The following is a 23,207-nucleotide window of genomic DNA, read 5'->3' as shown; positions in this document are numbered from 1 at the left end:
CCATCTATTCGACAGTGAACTTCGCCGAGCTTTCCTTGATCACTTCCCACACCACATCGATGTAGTCCGCGCTCCAGTCGGTCAAAGGAACCCAGTTTGCCCCGTCCCATTGTTCAATGCGTGTCTTGCCACCGCCACCGTGATCCTGGGGCGTTACGGTCACAGGGGCCATCAAGCCATTGGCGTCGAAGTTTTCTATCGCCTCGTAGCCCGATTTCATGCTCTCGGGCGTCAACGGCCAACCGTTCTCCTGGATCGCAAGCCGAGCAGCTTCGAAACCCGTCGTATAGACTGCAAGGCCGAGATTGTAGTATACGTCACGAACCAGGCTTTCCGGCCCACTGCCCTTTCCGTTTGCATAGTAGGTGTCGAGCATCGTCTTGACGATTGGCACGTCTTGCCCGCCGGCCACGTTAGTCCCGCGCAAGACACCTTTTGCCTCTTCCGCGCCGATGTTATTTATATCGACCTCGTTCATCCAGTTCACCGACAAGTAGCGGTCGATTGGGAAACCGTTACGACGCATTTCCTTGGACGCAACAACATGCCCACCGGCCAATAGCCAGCTGATCACATAGTCAGGCTTGTCTCGGCGAATCTTGCTCCATGCGCCGGACTGATCCGACCCCGGCAGCGGAACCGGATAGAGCTCCAGTTGGAAGCCTTCCTTCTCGGCAAGCGTCTTAAGAATCTCGATCGGCTCCTGCCCGAAAGGATAGTCCAGATAGATGAAGCCGATCTTGGCATCGCTCAGATCGCCCCCCATTTGGCCCTTGATGAAGGCAACATCGTTCGCCGCCTGCTGCCAATAGGTCGGACCGACAGGGAAGACCCATCCGAAAACCTCGCCGTCGACTGCGTCACCACGGCCGACGAAAGATTGCATCAAAATGTTTCCATCCTTCATGGCACGCGGCAAAGCCGCGTTCGTGACCGGCGTAGACAGGAAGTTGTAGATAAAAACGCCCTCACGCTTCAGCTGCTCATAGCATTCCACGCCCCGCTGCGGCTCATTGCCGTGGTCGCGCACGATGATTTCAACCGGGTGCCCCTCGATGCCACCGTTTTCATTGGTGTACATCGCAAGATCTTGGGCCGCCTGTGCGACCTGTGGCGAAATGAATGTGTATGACTTGCTGAGGTCAAAGCAGAGGCCGAACTTGATCGGCTCATTTTCCTGAGCTGATGCGATCGCCCCGCTGGTTGCCAACGCAGCGGCGATGGCAATAGTCCATACTTTCCGTTTGGTTTTCATGTTTCTCTCTCCCGTTGTTGAACGCAGGGCTCATAGTTCCAATACTGATTCTCAGCCCCACGCATTTTGCGTTCAGTTGCCATTCTTCATTCCCCGTACTTCGAAGAACTTTCCCTAACGACGTCCCAAACAACTTCTCCGTACGCCGCGATCCAGTCAGTCTGCGGAACCCAGGTTTCGCCATCCCACATCTCGATACGCGTCTTGCCGCCGCCGCCGTGATCCTCGGCTGTGACCGTGATTGGTGCCATCAGACCGTTGGCGTCGTAGTTTTCCAGCGACTCTAGGCCCTTTTTATAGGATTCCGCGGTGATCGGCATCCCCTCCAGGTCTGCGGCCCTGCGGGCAGCCTCGAAGATGATCGAATACATCGCCAGACCTGTGTTGTAATAGACGTCCTGCGTGTTCACGAGCGGACCGGAGCCCTCTCCCTCGTCATAGAGTTTATTGATGATCTCCAGACGCAGGGGCACGTCCTGACCACCCACGACATTTGTGCCGCGCTTGAGCCCGGTGGCGGCCTCGGCGCCAATATTGGCGATGTCGACTTCATTCAGCCAGTTTACGGAAATATACTTGTCCATCGGAATGCGATTGCGTTGCATTTCCTTCGAAGCGACGACATGCGCACCACCAAGCATCCATGAGATCACATGGTCGGGATTGTCACGACGCATCTTCGACCATGCACCGGATTGATCGCTGCCCGGCAGCGGCACGGGGTAAAGCAGTAGTTCGAAACCCTCTTTCTGCGACAGCGTTTTGAGAATCTCGATCGGCTCCTGCCCGAACGGGTAGTCGAAATAAATGTAGCCGATCTTGACGTCCGAGAGATCGTCGTCATGTAGCTGCTTGATATATCCGATATCGTTTGCCACCTGCCCCCAATATGTCGGGCCGACGGGATAGACCCATTCGAAAACGGTTCCATCCACCGCATCGCCCCGACCCACCAGTGACTGCATGAGAATCCGCCCGTCTTCCATCGCGCGTGGCAGGATCGCCAAAGATACAGGCGTCGACAGCGTGTCGAAGACGAAAACCCCTTCCCGGCTCAGCCTGGAATAACACTCGATGCCGCGCTGTGGCTCGTTTCCGTGATCACGAACGATAACCTCTACCGGCTCTCCACCGATACCACCCTGCATGTTGATCAGCTTCGCCACATCCATCGCTGCCTGCGACACCTGCGGCGTGGCGAAAGTATAGGCCTTGCTAAGATCATAGCAAACCCCGACCTTGAATGGCTCCGCCAGAGCCTGTGTTCCGGCCATCCAGCTCCCCATCATAGAAAAAACAGCTAATGCCTTGGTAAGTTTCTTCATCTTTTCCTCCCTGAACAATCTCTGTCTAGTGACTTAACTCAGCCAACGCTTGCGTCGGCTGTAATGTTTGACATTGTGAAAGTTGGCACCTTCTCCGCCGCCAAGGTAGAATTCCTGGATGTCGGAGTTGGATTTGAGCGCCTCGGCTGTACCATGCATGACCACGCGGCCGTTTTCGATCAGATAACCTTCCGAAACGATTTCCAGCGCGGCCAAGGCATTCTGTTCAACCAAAAGCACCGACAAACCCTCCTCGCGGTTGATTTTTTGAAGGATGCCGAAAATTTCAGCCACCAAGAATGGCGCTAGCCCAAGACTCGGCTCATCGAGCATCAGAAGACTCGGTTGGGTCACAAGAGCTCGGCCAATGGCAAGCATTTGCTGTTCGCCGCCCGACAGATAACCCGCCTGCGAATTACGGCGCTCGGCAAGCCTGGGAAAATAGTCGTATATTTTATCCTTTTCCACACTCAATTCAGATCTGGACATTCCCATCGGTGCGGCCGCAGTCAGGTTCTCGTCTGGAGTCAGATGCTCGAAAACGCGCCGTCCTTCGATGACGTGACAGATGCCCATTTCGACACGTTTCTGCGCCAGCATCTCTGTGATGTCGGTCCCGTCAAACTTTATCTCACCCCGGCTGATATGGCCGCGTTCTGCCTTCAGAAGACCACTGATCGCCTTCAATGTTGTGCTTTTTCCGGCTCCGTTGGAGCCCAGAAGCGCGACCATTCCGCCCTTCGGCACCTGAACAGAAACGCCTTTGATCGCCAGCATTACGTTGTCGTACAGCACCTCGATGCTATTCATCGACAGAATGGACTGGCCTTGGGCTTTCTCTTGCATCGGCATTCCTCTTTACTTTCTGAGCTGATCGAAGGGCCAGGTCATAAGATAGTCTCTGATATTGCCGTAGAGTTTTCCGAGACCTAGCGGTTCGATCATGAGAATGATGACGATCAACGCGCCGTAGACCGCATTGGGGATATGAGCGAGCGTTTCCACATTGACCTGCATGCCGAGCTCTTCGCTCGCTGTCACGACGAGCCCGTTCACCAGCCCCGGCACGAGCAGGATCAACGCAACTCCGAAATAGGACCCGATGATGCTGCCAAGTCCGCCTACGATCACCATCGCCAATACCTGGATTGATACGTTTACCGAAAACTGTTCGGGTGCGGCCAGAAAGTAGAAGGTCGCGACCAGCAGGGCCCCGCTGACACCGGCAATGAAAGACGATGCCGCGAAGGCTAGGATCTTGTAGTAGAAGCTGTTTACGCCGAGGATCGCCGCAGCAAAATCCTTCTCACGCACTGCGACAAGTGCACGTCCCAGCCCAGTGCGCTTGAGGTTTAGCATGAAGATTGTGACCAAGACGCACCAGCCAAGTGCGACATAATAATAGCCGGCATCAGAGGTGATCTGCTGTCCTAACAGCGCCAAAGTTGGAGCCTGAAGTGATGCGTGTGACCCGCCGGAAATCGTTGGGGAGTGGGTCAATACCCAGTCCATCACGAATTGCATCGCGAGGGTCGTGAGCGCGAGATAAAGACCTTTGACCCGCAATGCGGCAAAGGCGAACAGACTGCCGATCACTGATGCCGCCAACCCGCCAATGATCAAGGCGATTTCCCAAGGCACCCCGAGCCGCACGGCATGTATGGCCGAATAGGCACCAACGGCCATTACTGCGGCATATCCGAGATGGAGCTGTCCGGCCCAGCCTGTCACCAAGTTCAGTCCTAAAGCGGCGGCTGTCCAGATCAGCCAAGGCAAAATGTAACTGTTAAGGTAAAGTGACGGTAGGATAAACGGTGCCGCAAGTCCGATCAACAGAAGGAACACCGCCAAGTTCCGGTCTGCCGGAACTTTGAACATGCGGCTATCCGAGATCAAACTGGAGTGGTAGACACCCGAGAGTCGATAGAACATTTTACACCCTTTCGATGTCGTGACGGCCGAACAGTCCGTGCGGACGGATCATGACCGTAAGAATCAGGACCGCGGCGACGATGAGTTCGCGGCTGCCGCCTCCGACAAGCGGATCAAGAAATTCCGCACCGACATTTTCGATTACGCCCAGAATGATACCAGCAACGATCGCGCCTAATATGCTGTCGAGACCACCCAGAACAGCGACAGTCAGACCCTTGAGAAGCAGAAGCGACAGTGCCTGATCGACACCCTGGATTTCGCCCCAAATGACACCTGCCGCCACAGCCACCACAGAAGCGAGGGCCCAGGACAGCCCGACACCGCGCTCGACCGAAATTCCGACAGACCATGATGCCATGTAATCATCCGCGATCGCCCGCAATTTGATCCCGGTCCGGGTTCGAAAGAACACCATGAAAGCGACGAACAGGGCAAGCGCAACGCCGGCGCCGACCAGATGGATGCGGCTGATGAAGATGTCGCCCAGAAACAATGGTTCATAGCTGACACCGAGTTCCATCGAACGCGACGTCCCACCCCAGATTGCAAGCGTTGTGCCCCGCAGGAAGATGTCGAGGCCAAGTGTCAGCATCAGGATCATGACGACCGGACGGCCCGCGAGACGCCGAAGCGCCACCCTTTCAATGCCAAACCCCAGACCGAACATGACGACCGCAGCAAGCGGAATAGCTAGCCATAACGGCATTCCCAGATCGCGCGCTAGGGCAAGAACCACATAAGCCCCGACCATTGTCAGCCCGCCCTGCGCCAGATTAGGCACCGAGGATGCCTTGTAGACCAGGACCAGGCCGATGGCAAAAAGTGAATACAACAGACCCGTCAGGGCACCGTTGATCGCAAGCTCTGATAAAAAAACCCAATCCATTTAAACCTCCCTTATGGGAAGGGTTCTTTCGACCTTCCCCATTTCTCCGGTCTCGTAAGCCACCTGGGCGCTCACATGGACCTTGGTTGAACCGTCATAGAGTGCCGCGATAACATCGGCGTAGCGTTCCTCTACGACCTTGCGACGCAGTTTTCGGGTTCGAGTGATCTCGCCATCGTCCGGGTCAAATTCCTTTGGAAGGCAGACAAAGCGCTTCAGGTGCAGTGGCTCGGTGACGGCCTTGTTTACCCGTTCGAAAGCCGGGCGTATTAGCGCCGCGACTTCGTCGCGCTGAGACAAATCTGAATAGGACACATATGGCACACCGTTCACCTCGGCCCAATGACCGACAGCTTCAAAATCCACGCAGATCATCGCAGTCAGCTCATCCCGCCCCGCTCCGACAACGGCCGCATCCTTGATATACGGACTGAATTTCAGCCGGTTCTCTATATAGTTTGGCACGTAGCGTTCACCGCCCGCCGTATGCATGACCTCGGAGACGCGCCCCAGAACCACAAGCTGGCCATTCTCCTCAAGATAGCCGGCATCGCCAGTACGCAGCCACCCGTCCGTCAGGGCTTCGGCGGTCGCTTCGGGTTTGTTGAAATAGCCATTGAACACACCTTCCGAGCGCAAGAGGATTTCACCGTTCTCGTCAATCTTCGCCTCGACACCCGGCACGGGCTTGCCGACGGTATGCAGGCGCACCTCGTTGGGGGCCTGCATCGCGGTGATCGCGCTGTGCTCGGTCTGGCCGTAGAACTGGCGCAGCTTGATCCCGAGGGCGCGGTAGAACACGAAGGTATCTTCGCCAATCGCCTCGCCACCGGTAAACGCATTCCTCAGGCGGCTCATGCCGAATTGATCCTTGATCGGACCGAAAATGAGAGCCTCCCCCAGAAAACGGCCCAGTGGTTCCAACGCACCACCACTTTGGCCGTTCAGTTTGCGCGTCTCGGCGGCAATCGCCCGGTCCATGAAGAAGTGGTAGAGCCACTTCTTCAACGGGGTTGAGTTCTCCATGCCGACCTGGATTGTTGTCAACATCTGGTCCCAACTCCTGGGTGCTGCCAGGTAGAAGGTCGGTGCGATTTCCCGCATGTCTCGAACGACCGTTTCCTGCCTCTCCGGTACGTTCACCGTGAACCGGAACATCAGCGCCGCCGCCACCGTTATGGCATAATCGCCGACCCAGGCCATCGGGAGATAGGCAAGGATTTCCTCTCCCTCTCCAAACACTCCCGCTGCATGGCCATTGCGGACAGCGGCAAGAACATTCTTCTGGCTCAGTACGATACCCTTCGGCTTGCCCGTGGTGCCCGACGAATGCAGGAAGATTGCCGGGTCCTCGGGCTTCGCTCTGTTCAGAAGTTCATCGCGGCGGCGCGGATCCTCGTTGAGACTGTGCAGGCCGATTTCGATCAGGTGATCCCATGACATCAGGCCGTCGTCTTCATAGAAGCTGAGCCCGCGCGTTTCGTCGTATATGATATGCGCTATGCCGCTCGCGCTCGCGCTCCGCAGCTCGAGGACCTTGTCCACTTGCTCTTGATCTTCTGCTATGGCCGCGACGATTTCGACCTCGCTCAGGAAATGCTGAAGCTCTTCGATCGTTGCGCCAGGATAAGCCGGCATTGCATAGGCACCGAGCAGCGAAATCGCAAGCATGCCTGCATAGAGCCGCGCACGGTTGTCGCCCAGAATGAGCACAGCCTTGCCGGGCTTTACGCCGATCTTCTCAAGCCCGGCCGCGCAGGCCAGTACTTCTTCGGCGTACTCTGCCCAGGTGGTTTCCTTCCAGATTCCACGCTCTTTTTCGCGAATAGCAATATTCGACCCGTAGCTTGACGCGTTCCGTGCCAGCAATGCCCCGATCGTTTCGCTGGCGGAAAACTGCGATTTTGCTGCTTCAACCATGCGATCCTCCAATATATGCCTCGATAACCCTCGGATCTTTTACAACATCCTTCGGGATACCGCTGGCGATCATTTCGCCGTAGTTGAGTGCCAGCACCCGATCACAAATACCGATGATGACGTCCATATGATGTTCGATAAGCAGGACACTAACGCCGCGTTCATCCCGCGCGTCCAGAATGAAGCGGGACATATACCCCTTCTCCTCCTGGTTCATACCCGCCATCGGCTCGTCAAGGATCAACATCTGCGGCTCTGCCACCAGGGCCCGCGCAAGTTCGACCCGCTTTTTCAGCCCGATCGGAAGGCCGTCGACCAGTTCGTACCGGATGCTCTCGAGCTGCAGGAACTCGATCACCTCCTCGACGATTTTGCGGTTCTCGACTTCTTCAGGACGGGCCGCCCACCAATAGAACGCCGTGCGGAAAACTCCCGGGTGCATATGAATGTGCCGGCCGAGCAGGATATTATCGAGAACGCTCATCCCATTGAAGAGCGCGAGGTTCTGAAACGTCCGGGCCACACCGAGCTTTGCAACCTTGTGGGGTGCCGTGCCGGTAATGTTCTTTCCGGCCAACCGGACAGTCCCCTCGTTTGGCGGGTAGAACCCGGTGATTGCATTGGTAAGCGTCGTCTTGCCACTGCCATTCGGCCCAACAAGGCCGAAGATTTCCCCTCGCTGGATGACAAGATCGACACCGGTGACAGCAACGATACCGCCAAAACGGCGTTCGATCCCTGTGCATTCCAGTATCGGCTTATTACTTAGTGTCGTCATATGGCCCCCGTTTTCCCCCAGGCAATGCACGTATCAAGATATCCGGAAGTAATCCGGTCGACCTGTGGGCCAGGGATCTCCCCACAACTGCTGCCCACCGTCGATATTCAGAACTTCACCGGTTACGAATTTCCCCGAATTTGCCGCCATATAAACAACGCCTTCGGCGACATCCCATTCGTCGCCGGCGTGGCGCATCGGATTTGAGTCCTCGAAGGTGGCCGCGCCGTCTTCGGGATAGTTGTGAAAGCCGTTGCTTTCACAACATCCGGGCGCCACGCAGTTCACGCGAATCCCATGCGGCGCCCACTCTACCGCGACCGATTTTGACAAGTATATCACCCCTGCTCGCGCCGCACAGGTATGCGCGATGCCCGGCATGCCGCGCCAGATGTCGGCCACGATATTCACGATAGAACCGGGTCGCTTTTGCTCGACCCAGTGTCGTGCGGTGGATTGCATCATCCACCAGGTCCCGTTGAGGTTGGTGTCGATGACCGCGTTCCAGCCCTTCGGAGAAAAGTCCAACGCTGCTTGGGGAAACTGACCCCCGGCATTGTTCACCAGAACGTCAATCGATCCGAATTCACGGTTGACCTCGCCAACGAAGTCCTCGACCTGTCCGGGATCCCGGATCGTCATAGGCTTGGCAAACACCATGCCACCAAAAGTTTCGAGAAATTCCTTGGCCGAGGCCAGCTTTACCGCGTCGCGTCCATTGATCGCAAGATTGGCACCCAACCTAGCGAACAGCACCGCAATGGAAAGACCCAAGCCACCGCCGGCGCCCGTCACAGCAACGGTTTTACCCGCAAACAAGTCGCTTGCATACACGGTTGCGCGTGACGCCAAGTCTCCTCGCGAAGACCCGTACTGCGTCTTAGTCATGACGCCTCCTCCCTGTGTCCCGTTCGGGTTCGTTGCGGATAATCTAACGCGTGTTAGAAAACTATGCAAGACAAGAATGCGCTTTGCTATAGTGATCACCTCTGGTCAGTAAGACTTTGGAAGCCCTAACGCTTTTTCGGCGATGAACGACAAAAGCATCTGTGGTGTCACGGGGACGATGCGGAAAAGTAGTGCCTCTCTTACCAGACGCTCCACATGATATTCCTTGGCGTATCCAAACCCGCCAAAGGTAATCTGCGCTGCTTCAGTCGCCTCGACCGCGGCATCTGCGGCCAGTAGCTTGGCAGCGTTGGCTTCCACTCCGCACGCCTCTCCCGAATCATAGAGGGCGGCGGCATGCATCACCATGAGATTGGCAGCTTCCACCCGTGCCCATGCCATTGCCAGCGGATGCTGGATGCCCTGATTCTGGCCGATCGGCCGCCCAAAGACCACACGCTCGTTGGCGTATTGCGCGGCGCGCACCAATGCATTGCGTGCGATGCCGATGCATTCGCCGGCAACGAGGATGCGTTCCGGGTTCAGCCCATGCAGAATCTGTCGGAAACCCTTGCCCTCTTCCCCAATCAAGTCTTCGGCCGGGATTGGCAGTCTGTCGATGAACATCTCGTTCGAGTCAACGGCTTTCCGGCCCATTTTTTCGATTTCGCGAACATCCACGAAATTGCGGTCCAGATCCGTATAGAACAGGCTCAAACCCTCGGTCGGGTTAGTCACGTCTTCAAGCCGTGTCGTTCTGGCCAGAAGCAGCATCTTGTGGGCCACCTGCGCGGTCGAAATCCAGACCTTTTGACCATGAACGACGTACCTGTCCCCCTGTCGCACAGCTATGGTTTTAAGCTTGGTGGTATCCAGCCCGGTCGTCGGCTCGGTTACAGCGAAACAAGCTTTTTGATCGCCGGCGATCAGAGGGGGCAGCATGCGAGCGCGCTGTTCATCGGTTCCGAACTTGACCACCGGGTTGAGCCCGAAAATGTTCATGTGGATGGCCGAGGCCCCGCTGGCGCCAGCCCCCGATTCGGCAATCGCCTGCATCATGATGGTCGCTTCGGTGATCCCCAGACCAGCACCGCCTACGTCTTCCGGCATGGCAATGCCAAGCCAGCCACCATCTGCCATCGCCCTGTGCAAATCATGCGGGAAACCCCCGTTCCGATCCCGGTCCAGCCAGTAGTCGTCATCAAACTGCGCACATATACGCAGGATCTGATCTCGAATTTCCTTTTGTTCACCCGTCATTCGAAATGTCATTGTGTCTCGCTCCCATCCACACCTACAAACCCTGCCTCACACAGGGCAGTGATCCGGTCATCTTCATATCCAAGATTGCGCAGAATGCTTCGGCTGTCCGCGCCCGGCGGCCGCCCTAGCCAGCGCAACTCACCGGGGGTGGCGCTGAGATGCGGGATAGGTCCAATCACCTGCGTTTGCTCGCCCTCAACCGATACGATGTCGCCGCGATGACGTATCTGCTCATTCGTCATGATCTCCTCGACGCTCAGCACACGAGAGGCAACCGCATCATAGCGGGCAAACTCCGCCTCGACTTCCGCAAGCGTGTGTTGCGTGACGAAATCATTTATGGCGTCGAAGACCACGGCCATATGCTGCGACATCTCGTCGAGTGTAGCGAACCGCGGATCATCGGCCAGCGCATCTCCGCCGACCGCCCGCAACAGGCGTTGCGCTGTTTCTGCGCTACCAGCCGAAACGGTCACCCACACCCCATCAGAGGTTCGGAACATGCCCCCCGGCGCAAAATCCATCGGCTGGCGCAGCCCGTTGCGCCGCGGCGAGAGGTTCGCGCCCGTCAATGCGGGCACGGGATAGTCCATCAGTCGAAGCAGCGCCTCGAACACCGCAAGATCGACGACCTGACCACGCGCAATCCCTTTTTCCCGGGCAAACAGCGCGATCATGATCCCCAAAGCACCCATCAACCCTGTCGTGCTGTCGGCCGCTGGAAATCCGGGGTGCATCGGTGGCCCGTCCGCAAAACCAGTCAGATGGGCTAGACCACTCAACGCCTCTGCCGCGCGCCCGAAAGCGGGCACGTCCCGCATCGGGCCGTCCTGACCGTAACCCGAAACGCGCAGAATAACTAAATCCGGGTTCCACTTATGCAGGGTTTCAGTCCCGACACCCGCACGTTCAAGCACGCCTGGCCGGAAATTTTCAACAAGTACGTCGGCGCTTTCAACCAGTCTGCGCAGGATGTCCCGTCCTTCGCCCGACTTCCAGTCGAGGCTCAGAATTTTTTTGTTGCGGCCCAGAGTTTTCCACCAAACGCCAACTCCGTCCCCGGCCTTTGGTCCGAGATCGCGCATCATATCCGTCCGGTTGGGTGCCTCAATCTTGATGACGTCTGCCCCAAAATCAGAAAGCAGCGAGGTCGAGAGTGGTCCAGCAATAACATGACCGAGTTCGATGATTTTCAGCTGATGAAGTGGGGAGGTCATATGATCTCTTCGCTAATAATCTAACATCCGTTAGATTATTAGCGAAGAGGCGGACCAAATTCAAGCCGCAATTGCGATTCCAATGGCTCGGGAAAGGGTTAATGATTGCTGTCTTTTAGAAATTTGCGGTCAGACAGAGAGAATGTTTACCCACAAAGTCGTCACCTTATTCACGTGATATCGACCAGTTCGCAAAGTCAGGAAGAGATCAACTTCGAATGCAACGTGGTCGGATTCATCTCCCGCCTCGGAGGACGGATCCGAAAGAGGAGCGCGTAAAGCACCGGCACGGCCACCAGCGTCAAGACCGAAGCAAAGGCAAGGCCGCCCATGATTGTGACCGCCATAGACGCGAAAAACGCATCCGGCAGCAGTGGGATCATGCCGAAAATCGTCGTGCCGGCCGCGAGCACCACCGGGCGCAGACGGCTGACCGATCCATTCATCACGGCCTCGTAATCCGCAACACCATCTGCACGTTGCAAGTCGATCTCTTCGACCAGAACAATCGCGTTCTTCATCAGCATCCCGGATAGCGAGAGGAAGCCGAGCAAGGCCGTAAAGGTGAAAGGCAATCCGGTGAGCAACAGCCCCAGGACCATGCCCGTCACGGACATGGGGACGACAAGCCAAAGGATCAGCGGTTGGCGGATCTTGTTGAACATCAGGATCGAAATCGTCAGCATGACCAGGAAGCCTAGGGGAAGCTGTTTGCCAAGGCTTTGCTGCGCCTCCCCTGCGCTTTCGAATTCGCCACCCCATTCCATCGAGTAACCTTCCGGAAGCGGAATGGCCTCGATCTCGGCGCGGACACTGCGGAAAGCTTCATCAGCGGTGAGGTCGCTGCGCGCGCCACCAAGGGCGGTGATCGTCCGTTCGCGGTCGCGCCGGTGAATGAGCGCCTCGGCGAGGCGTGTTTCGAAGCGTTCCACCAGGTTGGCCATGGGAACATAGGATCCCGCCCCCGCGGACCAAACCGACAGGTCGCGGACGTGGCCAATGCCGTCACGTTCGCTCTCTGGAAGTCGGAGAAGAATCGGGATCACCACATCTCCCTCTCTCAGCTCGCCAACGCGCAAGCCAGAGGTTCCGAAGCGAATAGTGTCCGCGATCGCGCTGCGCGTGGCGCCGGCCAGCCGCATCCGCGACTCGTCGACGACAGGTTCAATGAGAATCTCGCGTTGGCGCCAGTTGGTGCGCGGATTAGTGATCGTACCTGCCTCCTCGAAAATGCTTGTCGCCTCATCCGCGAGCTGGCGCAGGATGACAGGATCGGGTCCCGAAAAACGAACTGCAACATCGGCACCGGCTGGCGGTCCGAACACGATCTCTTCGACGCGGATCAGAGCGTGGGGGAATTCAGCGGGCAAGTCTTCGTTGAGTCTGCTGGCGATCGCCGGGATCATCGCGGCGTCCGCAACCCGGACGATGAGCTGGCCATAGCTGGCATCCGCCTGCTCTGGGTTGTATGTCAGCATGAAGCGGCTTGCACCACGCCCCACCAGGGTCGTCACATCTGTTACACCCTCTTCGGCCAGAAACATTTGTTCCAGACGTCGCATTTCGCGTTCGGTGACATTGATGTCGGTCCCTTGCGGCATCTGGAATTGGACATAGAAAATCGGGGTGTTCGACGCCGGGAAAAAGGCCTGCTTAACCTGACCGAAGGCCATCACCGACCAGACGGTGATCCCCAAGATTGTCAGCACGACCGGGATACGGGCGCGCAGCGCCAGCCACAGAAACCCGCGATAAACCCCATAGAAAGCGCCCTTGTAGGGATCATCCGAAATGTTCTTGGGGGCCTTGAGCAGCAGCTTGCCAAGATACGGCGTGACCGTTACGGCAAGAACCCAGCTCATGAGCAGCGATATGGCGATCACCGCGAACAACGAAAACAGGAACTCGCCCGTCGCATCGGGCGACAGACCAATCCCGGAAAAGGCCATGATCCCGATCACGGTCGCGCCGAGCAAGGGGATGGATGTGGAACCTTCTGTTTCGACCGCCGCGTCTTCCGCGCTCTTTCCCCGCGCCATGCCGATTACCATTCCCTCGGTGATGACGATGGCGTTATCAACCAGCATTCCCATTGCGATGATCAGGGCGCCCAGGCTGATCCGTTCCATCTGGATCCCGAACACCGACATGAAGAACAGCGTGGAGAAAACGGTGAGCCCGAGCGTTGTCCCCACCACAAGGCCCGCCCGCCAGCCCATGGTCAGCATCAGCGCCCCGACGACGATGGCGATGGACTGCCCTAGGCTGACAAGAAAACTCGAAACCGCCTCGTCGACCACAACATGCTGTTCATAGATAGGGGTGATCTCTACCCCCTCGGGCAACGCGGCCCTCAGCTGTTCGATCCGGTCCGAGACCGCAGCGCCGACCTCGACGACGTTCCGGTTTGTCAACGCCGACACGCCGAGAGTGAAGGCTGCTGCTCCGTTCTGGCGGATGATCTGGCTTGGCTGTTCGGCCTCATCGCGAGTGACACGGGCGATGTCGTTGACCGCCACTTGTCCGACCTCTCCAGCCACGCCAAGCCGCAGTTCTTCAAGCCCTTCGGGTGTTACATAACCCGGCGGAACCGACAGGCCGATACGTGCAGGGCCCTCGGTTATCTCGCCATTGGTGAACACCTGGTTCTCGTCCGTGAGAAGACCAAGTATCTGGTTGGGCGGAATCCCAAGTCCAGTGAGGCGGGCGGATGGGATCGAAATGGTGACCAATTCTTCGGCGAGGCCCTGAACCTCGACATTTGCGACCCCGTCGACAGTGACGAGTCCGACTCGCAACGACCTCGCCAGATCACGCTGCTGCTGTGGGGTCAGACCTTCGGTCGTCACAGCGTAGAACATGCCGAAGACGTCGCCAAAGTCGTCGTTTATGATGGGTGCGCGCGCGCCCGCCGGAAGCTCCCCCTCCACATCTCGGATTCGGCGTCGCATTTCGTCCCAGACCTGCGGGATTTCGTCACGACCATAGGTGTCCACGATGTCAACAGTAATCTGCGCCATGCCCGGCATCGACTTGGATTCGACCCTGTCCAGCTGCTTCATCTGCTGCAAAGCATTCTCAATGACGTCAGCGACTTCCTCCTCGACCTCGACGGCCGTGGCGCCGGGATAGGGCACGAAGACGAGCGCGGTCTTGAGGGTAAAGCTCGGATCTTCCAGACGGCCGACCGTGTTCAGCCCCCAGTAGCCACCGAACAGGCAGAAGATGATCGCAAGCCATACCGCGACGGGACGCTTGATGCTGGCGCGTGAAATGCTGAGTGCCATGAACTAATTTCGTCCTGTTAAAAGGGTAGGATCACAAACCCGAAACGACGACTGCCTGATCGTCGCTGAGCCGCCACCAGCCGCCAGACACGACCAGTTCGTTGCCCTCCAGACCGCCCAGAATGACAACCTCGTCATCAACGGGAAGCCCAAGCTGGACCGACCTGCGCGAGACCTGGCCGGATGATTCATTGTAGACCCAAATAGAAGGATTGGGTCGGCTCGTCGTGTCCACCGCTGAAACCGGAACGATGATGGCTTGTGGGCGACTTTCTTCTGCCGCAATGGCAATGCGCACATCCGCAATCATTCCTGGCAGCAGGCGCGGGTCGATATCGCCGGTGATGGCGAATTCCAGATCATAGGTCTGCGCCGTCTGGTCGGCATCGGTCGCAAAGGACCGGAATACGAGAGGTGCCGTGTAGCCCGGCACGGCTGGGAAACTCGCCACGATGTGGAAGGCGCCGGGTGTCGCTCGCGCAATGGCCGCAAGATCCTCCGGCAGCGATATCACGACTAGCATCTCGTTGAGGTCCTGCAAGCGTGCGACTGGGGCGGCCGAAGTAATGTTGACGTATTCCTCGACGAAGGTGCGCGCCACGATCGCGTCGAACGGCGCGACGATCTGGGTCTGTGAGAGACGCCGCCGTGCCTCTCGCAGCGCGACATCTGCCTGCGCGAATTGGGCGCGCGCAGTCTCGAGCCGGGCGTCGGCCGCGACACCCCGCGCGGCGAGACCGGCCGCGCGATTAAGCTCGGACTTCGAGAGATCGAAGGACGCTTGCGCCCGGTGGACCGTAAGCTCGAAATCGACCGGATCGAGCTCGGCAATAACGTCGCCCGCGCGGACCGTGTCGCCGGGCTCCACCGCGAGCCGAACGATCTGCCCCGATATCTGAAACGCAAAATCCACTGTCCGGGCAGGTTCGACGCGACCTGCGACGGTGCGGGATTGATTGACGGAGCGACTGATCACACGGGTGACTTCGACTGTGACCGGTCGTTCCGCGTTCCCCCCAGGCCGTGTGTCAACATCTGCCTCCGTGGTGCCCGTCGCGGTCTGAGCAAGCACGTCGGTCAGGAACGACGGAGCGAACGGAATTGCAACGGCAGCCACGCCTGCGACCAAGACAACAGACATTAATTGCTTCAAACGTCGTGTCTTTCTATTCGAGTTCATTGATCATGGTCCTCAATCGTTCGATGACGCGTTCCCCGATGTCCGCGCCGCCATCCGGAAGCTTCAAAAGCTTCTGGAACCTCAGCCCTTGGATCGCAAGGACGGCAATCATGGCACCCGGAGCGTCCTTCGTGTCGGACAGGATGCGCTCAAGATCGCCGGTCAGCTCAACGCGGAGTGGATCTAGCAGCTGTGGATCCGAGGCCGCGGCGGCGAGTATCGCCATGGACAGGTCATCGTCGACATCCTTGGATCGGGTGATGGTTTCAAGATGTCCTCGCAATGTGCGCGAGGACAGCCGCTCGGGCAGATCGTTAAGGAGCACGCGATGCGCCGAGAGCATTTGGTTCAAAAGTCCGGATAGCAGGGCTTTCTTCGTCGGATAGTTGTATAGCACCCCGCCCTTGCTCAGGCCGGACTCCTTTGCGACGGCGTCAATCGTTATTTTTCCAGCACCTTCACGCGCGGCAATCGCACGCGCCGCCTCGAGGATCTTCCGCGAGGTCTTTCCTTCTCCCGCAGCGAGTAGGCGCCCTTTCATTTCTGTACCATCCGGACGGTTAGGTTCGACAGGCAGCTATGTCTCGTTACCACCTAAGTCAAGCGTCCGGTGCACATCGCGTCAAAAAGGCGTGGCGCCTGCTGTCAAGAGTACATGAAGCCACCTGGATGTCCTCCTCCCGCTAAATCGAGCTATTGCCCGCGGAATAGACGTCTAGAAAGGTGTCGGTAGCTTTCGTGGAATGTTCTGATGCATCGATCCGAGGCTCGAGCGCCAACAGTCTCGGCATGATGACGCCGGACAGGGAGAGATGAATGAACTGACCGGCAGCAGTATGGCAATCCTGCACGTGCAGAGATCCCGCGTCGCGCATGCCTTGAAGGATCCGCGCGACAATTCCGGTAGCCCGCTTCGGACCCGCTTCCATGTATATGTCGCCTGCCTCGGGCAGAACCGAAACCGCACCAATGCAGGAACGCAATAGACGAATGTAGTCATCATCCATCACAAGGTCGATCATGCGCCGTGAGAGCTCTTCCAGGACGCTTCGCGGATCTTCTCTGCTTGATAGCGGTCGAGATATTTCGGCCGAGAGCCTGTCGCACTCCGCTTGCACAACGATCAGAAAGAGCTGTTCCTTGCTTGAACAATGAGCATAAAGGGTTGCCTTGGATACTTTCGCTTCCTCGGCAATCGCATCGACGCTGGCACCTTCGAAGCCAAATTTCAGGAAAACGGTCCTGGCCCCTCTGAGCACATCGTCAACTTTACTGACCCTCATGCCGACCACCTCCCTCGCCTGCGAAGACGCCCTCGTGTTCCCAATTATGTGCAATCTCTCCCAGTGCGTCGAGAACGCTTCGCAAGTCGTTGCCGCGCGACGTCAGGCCATAGGACACCGCAGGCGGAATGGTCTCAGCCTGTTCGCGCCAGATGACACCAGCGCCTTGCAGCATCCGCAGACGCTCGGTCAACATTCGGGTTGATATCCCCGGCACAGCTCGCTTCAGCGCCCCGAACCTTTGCGGCCCCTGATCGCTCAGGACCCAGATGATGTAGGTGGTCCAGGGTCCCATGAGCAGACGCAAAATCGAGTCCATCGGGCACTGTGGCGGGACCTTGGGCATCGCTGTTCACCCTCGGGCTATGCAGTTACTTTTCCGTTCCTACTTTATTTTTCGCCATGCATCAACTATTCAGTGTCTTCACGAGACACGCGAGGTCTCCCTGCAAACCGGGAAGGACAAACGGACATGGCCCGCCAACCCACGTTCTTCATTCCCCACGGGGGCGGCCCCTGCTTCTTCATGGACTGGAACCCGCCCGATGAGTGGGACCGGCACCGGCAGTTCCTGAAGGATCTGCCGGGCACGCTGCCTGAGCGCCCCAGGGCGCTCTTGGTGATCTCGGGTCATTGGAAAGAGCCTGCCTTTACCATGCAGACCAACCCTGCCCCACCGCTTCTGTTCGACTACGGCGGTTTCCCGCCCCATACCTACGAGTTGACCTGGCCTGCCCCCGGCGATCCGGCGCTGGCGGAGCGCGTGCATGACCTGATCCGCGCCGCGGGTCTCCCCGCCGCAAAGGATGCCGTGCGGGGGTTTGACCACGGCGTCTTCGTGCCGCTCAAGGTCGCCTTTCCGGAGGCCGACATTCCCTGCGTCCAGCTGTCGGTTGCCAGCGATCTCGACCCCGGGCGCCATATCGCGCTTGGCCAGGCCCTGGCCCCCCTTCGCGACGAGGGCGTGCTGATCCTCGGCAGCGGCAACACCTATCACAACATGGGCGTGATGATGCGGAGCCTGCGCTGCGGGCCGCGGGGCGACATCGTTGGCGGCGCGTTCGACACCTGGCTGACCGAGGCGACGACCTGCCCCGATTCCGAGGACCGCAACCGCAGGCTGACGCACTGGTCGGACGCACCCGGCGGCCGGGATGCCCATCCGCGCGAAGAGCATCTCATCCCGCTGCATGTCGTGGCGGGTGCGGCGGGCGACGATATCGGTCGCAAGACGCTGGAGGATCACGTTCTTGGCGCTATCGAAAGCGCCTTTCGCTTCGGTTGAACAGAAACTTGGAACAGGAACACAAAGTCATGTCAATTGACATCAAAGGCCCCTTCATCGTGACCGGTGCCTCCGGCCAACTCGGCAGTCAAGTCATCGAGAACCTGCTGGCGCAGGGGGCCGAGCCCCTTGTTGCAATCACCCGCACGCCGGAAAAGCTCGCGGCCCTTCTGGGGCGTGGGGTCGACGTCAGGGCAGGCGATTTCAATGACCCGGCCGCTCTTGGTGCGGCCTTTGCCGGCGGCGGGCGGCTGCTGATCATCTCGACGGACGACCTTGAGCCGGGCAAACGGCTTGCCGCGCACCGTAACGCGATCGCCGCCGCGCAGGACGCCGGTGTTTCGCATATCGTATATACGTCGCTCACCAACCCGGATGAAAGCAGCCCGATAACCTTTGCCGCCGATCACCGTGAGACCGAGGCGCTGATCAAGCAGACCGGCATCCCGCACACGATCCTGCGCAACTGCCTTTATGCCGATCTCTTGTTGCAGAGCGGACAGCAGGCAATCAATGCGGGGGCGCTATACGCGGCAGCAGGCGAAGGCAAAGCAGGCTATGTCACGCGCGAAGATTGCGCCCGCGCTGCCGCCGCGGCCCTGTTGTCCGAGACCGGATCGACCCTGCGCGACATCACCGGACCCGAGGCCGTCGGCCATGCCGAGATCGCCGCGATCCTGTCCAAAGTTTCCGGAAAGAAGATCCCCTATGTCTCGATCACGCGCGATGCGCTTGTCGAGGCTATGGTCAAGAACGGCCTGCCGGAGTTCGTCGCGGATGTCTTCTCATCCTTCGACGTCGCCATTGCTACGGAAAGTCTTGATGTTGCCTCGCATGAGGTTGAAAAACTGATCGGGCAGAAGGCGGAGTCGGTCCGGGATTTCCTGCTGGCAAACAAAACCGCTTTGACAGGACAGGCGTAAACGACACGCCCAAAGGGCATTGCTAAGTTGTTGGCCGCGTGTCGTAGGGTGTTGCAGGTCTGTAAATTACGCCACCATCTAGATGGTGTATTCTGCCCAGAGGCTGAACGCGTCAGCTCGGGCGTGGCGATATGAGTTTGCGGTGAGTTGAAATCGGCGGGGACGGAAAATCAGGTTGATCTGATCGTGAGCGGATAGAAACCTCTGAGCCTGCCGATGTGACTTGAACCGGCCGAATATCTTCTCTCGCTTCCGGGTCGGCCTGTGTGATCCTTCGATGGCGTTGTTCAATCCCTTGTGGGCGCGGTGGTCAGCGTCCGGTGCCAATGTTTTGATCGGCTTGACATAGCTGCGCAGCTTGTCGGTGATCACGACCCTCGGCTCGCCGAACTGATTGATCAGCCTTTGGAGAAACCGCTTGGCTGCTTTAGCGTTTCGTCGCGTTTTCACGAGAATGTCGAGGACGTCCCCTTCCGCGTCGATGGCACGCCACAGCCAATGTTTCTTCCCTCGAATCGAGATAACGACCTCATCCAGATGCCATTTGTCATTGGGGCGAGGACGATCGCGCCGGACGCAATTTGCGAAATGTGGACCAAAGCGATTGACCCACAACCGGATCGCTTCCCGGCTTACAATCACACCGCGCTCGGCCAGCAGGTCTTCGACGTCGGCCGTGCTCATTGCGAAGCGATGGCAAGCCCAAACAGCGTATGCGATGATTTCGCGAGGGAACCGGAAGCCCTTTAGGCGCAGGATACTGGTTGGGATTTTCATGACGTTGAAATAGCCTGATCATGCAAGCTGAACAACTTGGCAATGCCGGGCGTGCCGGGTGAATGTCATGCTTCAAGCTTACGTCATCACGGCGCTTTCTTCCAGAAAATAGCACTATAAGCGCCTCGCCTTGTCGGCCGCAGCTATGCCAATAAGTTTGCCTTATCGGACATTAAATAATGTGCTTAACGATATGTCGGAAAACCACGAAAAACCGACCTCAGCAGCGTCAAACGGGTCTTACACCGAGGAGGGCAACGTGAGAGAGCACCCTGCCCTCGGCTTTCTGAAACCCGCTACTTTCGGGATCGAATCAAATCCCATCGATGAGGATATCCAACGCGCGTTTCAGGGAGTCTCGATGCCCGTCAAGCGAGCCCACAAGTTCGCGCAATTCAGATGCCGGCACCGCCGCCAACTCTTGAACTCGAACGATCCAAGCCTCTCCGTCGACCTCGACAATCGGCGTCAGTCCTGGGAATGCCGTGTATCGGCCTGCCTCGCGCAACGGCGCAACGATGCGCGAGGCTTCGATTCCAATCAGGTCAGTTTGAAGATCCACGACAATCTGCCCGCCTCGGAGACGGTAAAGGTCAAACTGCGCCATTCTGGTTCTATCCTAAAAGCTTCTGTACCCAGCGAGCGGGAGCCCTTCTTTGGCAACCTCCTCAGCGTAAGCGCTAAGTGCGGAATGGTTTTCGGCGCGCCACAAGCGATTCCGCTCGATCTTGGCGGCCTCGACAATCGCTGCCTCCGCAAGGCGCGACATGTTGAGGCCAAGAGATCGTGCTGTTCGCGCGACATCAGCATCCAAAGTTAAATTTACTTTCACACGTCCCATAGAACCCTCTCGGAGCAAGAGTATGATAAAGGAGTATAATGCAAGCTCATCCAGCGAACAAGACGAGAGTGGGGATCTTGATGTGCCCATGCATGTCGCCAGGTCCGGCAAACTCGACCGCTTGGTTGAAGCTGCGCGCGACTATGCGCGCGCCGCAGCCTCGGACAATACCCTGAAGGCTTACGCGACGGACTGGAAACACTTCGCGCGCTGGTGCCGGATGAAAGGCACCGATCCCCTGCCCCCTTCGCCCGAAATGATCGGGCTTTACCTTGCCGATTTGGCCTCAGGGTCTGAACCGTCCCCTGCCCTCTCCGTCTCGACTATTGACCGTCGGCTCTCGGGACTTGCCTGGAATCACGCGCAACGGGGGTTCACACTTGACCGCAAGGACCGACACATCGCCACTGTTCTGGCCGGAATAAAGCGCAAACACGCGCGACCGCCGGTCCAGAAGGAAGCGATTCTGACCGAAGACATCCTCGCGATGGTCGCTACACTACCGTACGATTTGCGCGGGCTCAGGGATCGCGCGATCTTACTGGTGGGCTATGCGGGTGGTCTGCGCCGTTCGGAAATCGTCAGGATCGACCTTCACAAGGATGACACGCCGGACAGTGGCGGCTGGGTCGAGATATTCGACGCTGGCGCCCTTCTGACACTCAATGCCAAAACCGGCTGGCGCGAGGTCGAGATTGGCCGCGGCTCGTCCGAGCAGACCTGCCCTGTGCACGCGCTTGAGCAATGGCTGCACTTCGGACGCATCGACTTCGGCCCGGTCTTCGTGGGTACCTCGCGTGATGGCAAACGTGCGCTGGAAGCGCGCCTGAACGACAAGCATATCGCTCGGCTGATCAAGCGCACCGTTCTCGATGCTGGCATTCGGTCTGAACTCCCCGAAAAGGATCGCCTGGCGCTGTTTTCAGGCCACTCCCTGCGCGCCGGTTTTTGCCAGTTCGGCGGAAGTGGATGAGCGCTACGTACAGAAGCAACTTGGGCATGCCTCTGCCGAGATGACCCGCCGGTATCAACGCAGACGAGACCGGTTTCGGGTGAACCTGACGAAGGCCGCAGGGCTTTAGCTGTCATCAATCGGTCGTTTAGTAGTGATAGATAGAACTGCAAAAAGACTGTTTTGATGCCCCTGATCGGTTATGCCCGCGTATCGACCGAAGATCAGACCCCCCTGCCCCAGTCGCAGGCCCTGAAATCCGCAGGCTGCGCCGAAATCCATGAAGAACAGGCCTCGGGCGGCAATCGTGCGCGGCCGGTGCTTGCGCGGGTGTTGGAGCGCATCGGCAAGGGCGACACGCTGGTGGTCGTGCGGATTGACCGCCTCGCGCGATCCCTGTCGCATCTGCTGGAGGTGATCGAGCGGCTGGAGGCCAAGGGTGCGTTCTTTCGTTCCATTCAGGACCCGATCGACACCGGATCCCCGCAAGGCAAGTTCACACTGCAGGTTCTGGGCGCCGCGGCCGAGTTCGAGCGGGCGCTGATCCGGGAACGTACCAAGGCGGGGCTGGCGAGCGCCCGTACCAAGGGCCGGGTCGGCGGGAACCCTGGACTGCGGGCCAAAGACCCTGCTGCTCTTCGCAAAGTGCGGCTGGCGCGACAAGACGGCTACATGGAGCGTCTGAACGAGACGGCACAAGATTGGGTGCCCCATGTGCGCCGGTTGCGACCCGACTTGGCCTGGGAAGACGTGGTGCGCATCATCAACGGCCCATTGCCCGAGGCGCGTCGCTGGACCCAAAGCCGTCTCTTGCGCGCTGTGAATGCCTATGTCCGCGACGGCTTCCTGCCGGCCGAGGTGCTGGCCCGCGCCGGGCGCCGCGAAACCGGCGACCGTCTGCCCGCCATCGTCGCCGGCATCAAGGGCGCGGACCCCGACATCACGCTTCAGGCGATCTGTACCCGGCTGGAAGCGATGCGCGAACGCACACCACGCGGGCGGACAAGCTGGCAGCCTTCTTCGGTCAAGATGCTACTGGAGCGGGCTGAGAGGCTGGGGCTGCTCGATTGAGATTCCCGAGAATCGCCCATCCGATTCTGCCGACTGATTTCTGTACGCACTCACAATACATCTTGTGGTCACTACGTAGTTGGCAACGAGGTGTTGAAGTAGAGCGAGAGCGCAGTCGCCCAAGACGCTGATTTTTAACAG

Annotated in this window: 21 protein-coding genes and 1 pseudogene; 4 read left to right on the top strand and 18 right to left on the bottom strand. The window is 58.4% G+C overall.

Annotated elements, in window-relative coordinates; all coding sequences use genetic code 11:
• Positions 1 to 4: 4 nt before the first annotated feature.
• The 15 genes from O4H53_RS11790 to O4H53_RS11720 all read right to left on the bottom strand — a co-directional run bounded on the left by O4H53_RS11790 (position 5) and on the right by O4H53_RS11720 (position 17,512).
• Positions 5 to 1,255, bottom strand: a complete 1,251-nt coding sequence (locus O4H53_RS11790; RefSeq protein ID WP_047998072.1) for an ABC transporter substrate-binding protein — start codon at positions 1,253 to 1,255, stop codon at positions 5 to 7.
• A gap of 86 nt (positions 1,256 to 1,341) precedes the next feature.
• On the bottom strand, positions 1,342 to 2,580 hold the full coding sequence (locus tag O4H53_RS11785) for an ABC transporter substrate-binding protein (protein WP_053079190.1): 1,239 nt from the start codon (positions 2,578 to 2,580) through the stop codon (positions 1,342 to 1,344).
• 33 nt (positions 2,581 to 2,613) lie between these two features.
• Positions 2,614 to 3,426, bottom strand: a complete 813-nt coding sequence (locus tag O4H53_RS11780; RefSeq protein WP_047998074.1) for an ABC transporter ATP-binding protein — start codon at positions 3,424 to 3,426, stop codon at positions 2,614 to 2,616.
• Between the two features lie 12 nt (positions 3,427 to 3,438).
• Positions 3,439 to 4,512 (bottom strand): branched-chain amino acid ABC transporter permease, encoded by a 1,074-nt coding sequence (locus O4H53_RS11775; RefSeq protein ID WP_047998075.1) that lies wholly within the window; start codon positions 4,510 to 4,512, stop codon positions 3,439 to 3,441.
• Position 4,513: 1 nt separating this feature from the next.
• Positions 4,514 to 5,401, bottom strand: coding sequence for a branched-chain amino acid ABC transporter permease (locus tag O4H53_RS11770; protein WP_047998076.1), 888 nt, complete (start codon positions 5,399 to 5,401; stop codon positions 4,514 to 4,516).
• On the bottom strand, positions 5,402 to 7,321 hold the full coding sequence (locus O4H53_RS11765; protein WP_047998077.1) for an AMP-dependent synthetase/ligase: 1,920 nt from the start codon (positions 7,319 to 7,321) through the stop codon (positions 5,402 to 5,404).
• Positions 7,314 to 8,099, bottom strand: a complete 786-nt coding sequence (locus O4H53_RS11760; RefSeq protein WP_047998078.1) for an ABC transporter ATP-binding protein — start codon at positions 8,097 to 8,099, stop codon at positions 7,314 to 7,316. Before O4H53_RS11760 ends, O4H53_RS11765 begins: the two co-directional genes overlap by 8 nt.
• A 33-nt stretch (positions 8,100 to 8,132) precedes the next feature.
• Positions 8,133 to 8,987: an SDR family oxidoreductase gene (locus O4H53_RS11755; protein ID WP_047998079.1), complete on the bottom strand. Its 855-nt coding sequence runs from the start codon at positions 8,985 to 8,987 to the stop codon at positions 8,133 to 8,135.
• Positions 8,988 to 9,092: 105 nt separating this feature from the next.
• A complete protein-coding gene (locus O4H53_RS11750) occupies positions 9,093 to 10,259 on the bottom strand; it encodes an acyl-CoA dehydrogenase family protein (RefSeq protein WP_163025970.1) in 1,167 nt (388 codons plus the stop codon).
• Entirely contained in the window at positions 10,256 to 11,467 is a 1,212-nt protein-coding gene (locus O4H53_RS11745) for a CaiB/BaiF CoA transferase family protein (protein ID WP_047998081.1), read from the bottom strand. The genes O4H53_RS11750 and O4H53_RS11745 overlap by 4 nt, the downstream gene beginning before the upstream one ends.
• A gap of 197 nt (positions 11,468 to 11,664) precedes the next feature.
• Positions 11,665 to 14,754, bottom strand: a complete 3,090-nt coding sequence (locus O4H53_RS11740) for an efflux RND transporter permease subunit (protein WP_047998082.1) — start codon at positions 14,752 to 14,754, stop codon at positions 11,665 to 11,667.
• A 31-nt stretch (positions 14,755 to 14,785) separates the two neighbouring features.
• A complete protein-coding gene (locus O4H53_RS11735; protein ID WP_240310591.1) occupies positions 14,786 to 15,871 on the bottom strand; it encodes an efflux RND transporter periplasmic adaptor subunit in 1,086 nt (361 codons plus the stop codon).
• 49 nt (positions 15,872 to 15,920) lie between these two features.
• The gene (locus tag O4H53_RS11730; protein WP_047998084.1) at positions 15,921 to 16,475 is read right to left on the bottom strand and encodes a TetR family transcriptional regulator; all 555 of its coding nucleotides are present in this window, start codon (positions 16,473 to 16,475) and stop codon (positions 15,921 to 15,923) included.
• A 142-nt stretch (positions 16,476 to 16,617) separates the two neighbouring features.
• Positions 16,618 to 17,217, bottom strand: coding sequence for a TetR/AcrR family transcriptional regulator (locus tag O4H53_RS11725; protein ID WP_047998085.1), 600 nt, complete (start codon positions 17,215 to 17,217; stop codon positions 16,618 to 16,620).
• Complete coding sequence (locus O4H53_RS11720) at positions 17,204 to 17,512, bottom strand: winged helix-turn-helix transcriptional regulator (protein WP_269363959.1); 309 nt, start codon at positions 17,510 to 17,512, stop codon at positions 17,204 to 17,206. The genes O4H53_RS11725 and O4H53_RS11720 overlap by 14 nt, the downstream gene beginning before the upstream one ends.
• Positions 17,513 to 17,689: 177 nt before the next feature.
• On the opposite strand from O4H53_RS11720, the gene O4H53_RS11715 reads away from it, so the two are divergent.
• Together O4H53_RS11715 and O4H53_RS11710 are read left to right on the top strand one after the other, a co-directional pair.
• On the top strand, positions 17,690 to 18,502 hold the full coding sequence (locus O4H53_RS11715) for a DODA-type extradiol aromatic ring-opening family dioxygenase (RefSeq protein WP_047998086.1): 813 nt from the start codon (positions 17,690 to 17,692) through the stop codon (positions 18,500 to 18,502).
• A gap of 29 nt (positions 18,503 to 18,531) precedes the next feature.
• A complete protein-coding gene (locus O4H53_RS11710; protein WP_047998087.1) occupies positions 18,532 to 19,425 on the top strand; it encodes an SDR family oxidoreductase in 894 nt (297 codons plus the stop codon).
• A 78-nt stretch (positions 19,426 to 19,503) separates the two neighbouring features.
• On the opposite strand, the gene O4H53_RS11705 is transcribed toward O4H53_RS11710, so the two are convergent.
• The 3 genes from O4H53_RS11705 to O4H53_RS11695 form a co-directional block, all read right to left on the bottom strand.
• The gene (locus O4H53_RS11705; RefSeq protein ID WP_047998088.1) at positions 19,504 to 20,202 is read right to left on the bottom strand and encodes an IS6 family transposase; all 699 of its coding nucleotides are present in this window, start codon (positions 20,200 to 20,202) and stop codon (positions 19,504 to 19,506) included.
• Positions 20,203 to 20,515: 313 nt separating this feature from the next.
• Complete coding sequence (locus tag O4H53_RS11700; RefSeq protein WP_269363957.1) at positions 20,516 to 20,809, bottom strand: CcdB family protein; 294 nt, start codon at positions 20,807 to 20,809, stop codon at positions 20,516 to 20,518.
• A 12-nt stretch (positions 20,810 to 20,821) separates the two neighbouring features.
• Positions 20,822 to 21,043, bottom strand: coding sequence for a type II toxin-antitoxin system CcdA family antitoxin (locus O4H53_RS11695; RefSeq protein WP_269363956.1), 222 nt, complete (start codon positions 21,041 to 21,043; stop codon positions 20,822 to 20,824).
• Positions 21,044 to 21,065: 22 nt separating this feature from the next.
• Between O4H53_RS11695 and O4H53_RS11690 the strand changes: the two are divergent.
• Both O4H53_RS11690 and O4H53_RS11685 read left to right on the top strand, forming a co-directional pair.
• Positions 21,066 to 22,125, top strand: a pseudogene (locus O4H53_RS11690) (tyrosine-type recombinase/integrase).
• Positions 22,126 to 22,181: 56 nt separating this feature from the next.
• On the top strand, positions 22,182 to 23,066 hold the full coding sequence (locus tag O4H53_RS11685; protein WP_111550027.1) for a recombinase family protein: 885 nt from the start codon (positions 22,182 to 22,184) through the stop codon (positions 23,064 to 23,066).
• The last annotated feature ends 141 nt before the right edge of the window (positions 23,067 to 23,207 follow it).

Source organism: Sulfitobacter sp. G21635-S1, from assembly GCF_027213915.1.
Taxonomy (GTDB): Bacteria; Pseudomonadota; Alphaproteobacteria; order Rhodobacterales; family Rhodobacteraceae; genus Sulfitobacter.
Note: the sequence above shows the minus strand (reverse complement) of the source record. Positions and strands in the feature narration are given on the sequence as shown.

Excerpts from the sequence above, each read along its gene's own strand:
- O4H53_RS11790 (WP_047998072.1), bottom strand. The coding sequence starts at position 1,255 with ATGAAAACCAAACGGAAAGTATGGACTATTGCCATCGCCGCTGCGTTG.
- O4H53_RS11785 (WP_053079190.1), bottom strand. The coding sequence starts at position 2,580 with ATGAAGAAACTTACCAAGGCATTAGCTGTTTTTTCTATGATGGGGAGC.
- O4H53_RS11780 (WP_047998074.1), bottom strand. The coding sequence starts at position 3,426 with ATGCAAGAGAAAGCCCAAGGCCAGTCCATTCTGTCGATGAATAGCATC.
- O4H53_RS11775 (WP_047998075.1), bottom strand. The coding sequence starts at position 4,512 with ATGTTCTATCGACTCTCGGGTGTCTACCACTCCAGTTTGATCTCGGAT.
- O4H53_RS11770 (WP_047998076.1), bottom strand. The coding sequence starts at position 5,401 with ATGGATTGGGTTTTTTTATCAGAGCTTGCGATCAACGGTGCCCTGACG.
- O4H53_RS11765 (WP_047998077.1), bottom strand. The coding sequence starts at position 7,321 with ATGGTTGAAGCAGCAAAATCGCAGTTTTCCGCCAGCGAAACGATCGGG.
- O4H53_RS11760 (WP_047998078.1), bottom strand. The coding sequence starts at position 8,099 with ATGACGACACTAAGTAATAAGCCGATACTGGAATGCACAGGGATCGAA.
- O4H53_RS11755 (WP_047998079.1), bottom strand. The coding sequence starts at position 8,987 with ATGACTAAGACGCAGTACGGGTCTTCGCGAGGAGACTTGGCGTCACGC.
- O4H53_RS11750 (WP_163025970.1), bottom strand. The coding sequence starts at position 10,259 with ATGACATTTCGAATGACGGGTGAACAAAAGGAAATTCGAGATCAGATC.
- O4H53_RS11745 (WP_047998081.1), bottom strand. The coding sequence starts at position 11,467 with ATGACCTCCCCACTTCATCAGCTGAAAATCATCGAACTCGGTCATGTT.
- O4H53_RS11740 (WP_047998082.1), bottom strand. The coding sequence starts at position 14,754 with ATGGCACTCAGCATTTCACGCGCCAGCATCAAGCGTCCCGTCGCGGTA.
- O4H53_RS11730 (WP_047998084.1), bottom strand. The coding sequence starts at position 16,475 with ATGAAAGGGCGCCTACTCGCTGCGGGAGAAGGAAAGACCTCGCGGAAG.
- O4H53_RS11725 (WP_047998085.1), bottom strand. The coding sequence starts at position 17,217 with ATGAGGGTCAGTAAAGTTGACGATGTGCTCAGAGGGGCCAGGACCGTT.
- O4H53_RS11720 (WP_269363959.1), bottom strand. The coding sequence starts at position 17,512 with ATGGGACCCTGGACCACCTACATCATCTGGGTCCTGAGCGATCAGGGG.
- O4H53_RS11715 (WP_047998086.1), top strand. The coding sequence starts at position 17,690 with ATGGCCCGCCAACCCACGTTCTTCATTCCCCACGGGGGCGGCCCCTGC.
- O4H53_RS11710 (WP_047998087.1), top strand. The coding sequence starts at position 18,532 with ATGTCAATTGACATCAAAGGCCCCTTCATCGTGACCGGTGCCTCCGGC.
- O4H53_RS11705 (WP_047998088.1), bottom strand. The coding sequence starts at position 20,202 with ATGAAAATCCCAACCAGTATCCTGCGCCTAAAGGGCTTCCGGTTCCCT.
- O4H53_RS11700 (WP_269363957.1), bottom strand. The coding sequence starts at position 20,809 with ATGGCGCAGTTTGACCTTTACCGTCTCCGAGGCGGGCAGATTGTCGTG.
- O4H53_RS11695 (WP_269363956.1), bottom strand. The coding sequence starts at position 21,043 with ATGGGACGTGTGAAAGTAAATTTAACTTTGGATGCTGATGTCGCGCGA.
- O4H53_RS11685 (WP_111550027.1), top strand. The coding sequence starts at position 22,182 with ATGCCCCTGATCGGTTATGCCCGCGTATCGACCGAAGATCAGACCCCC.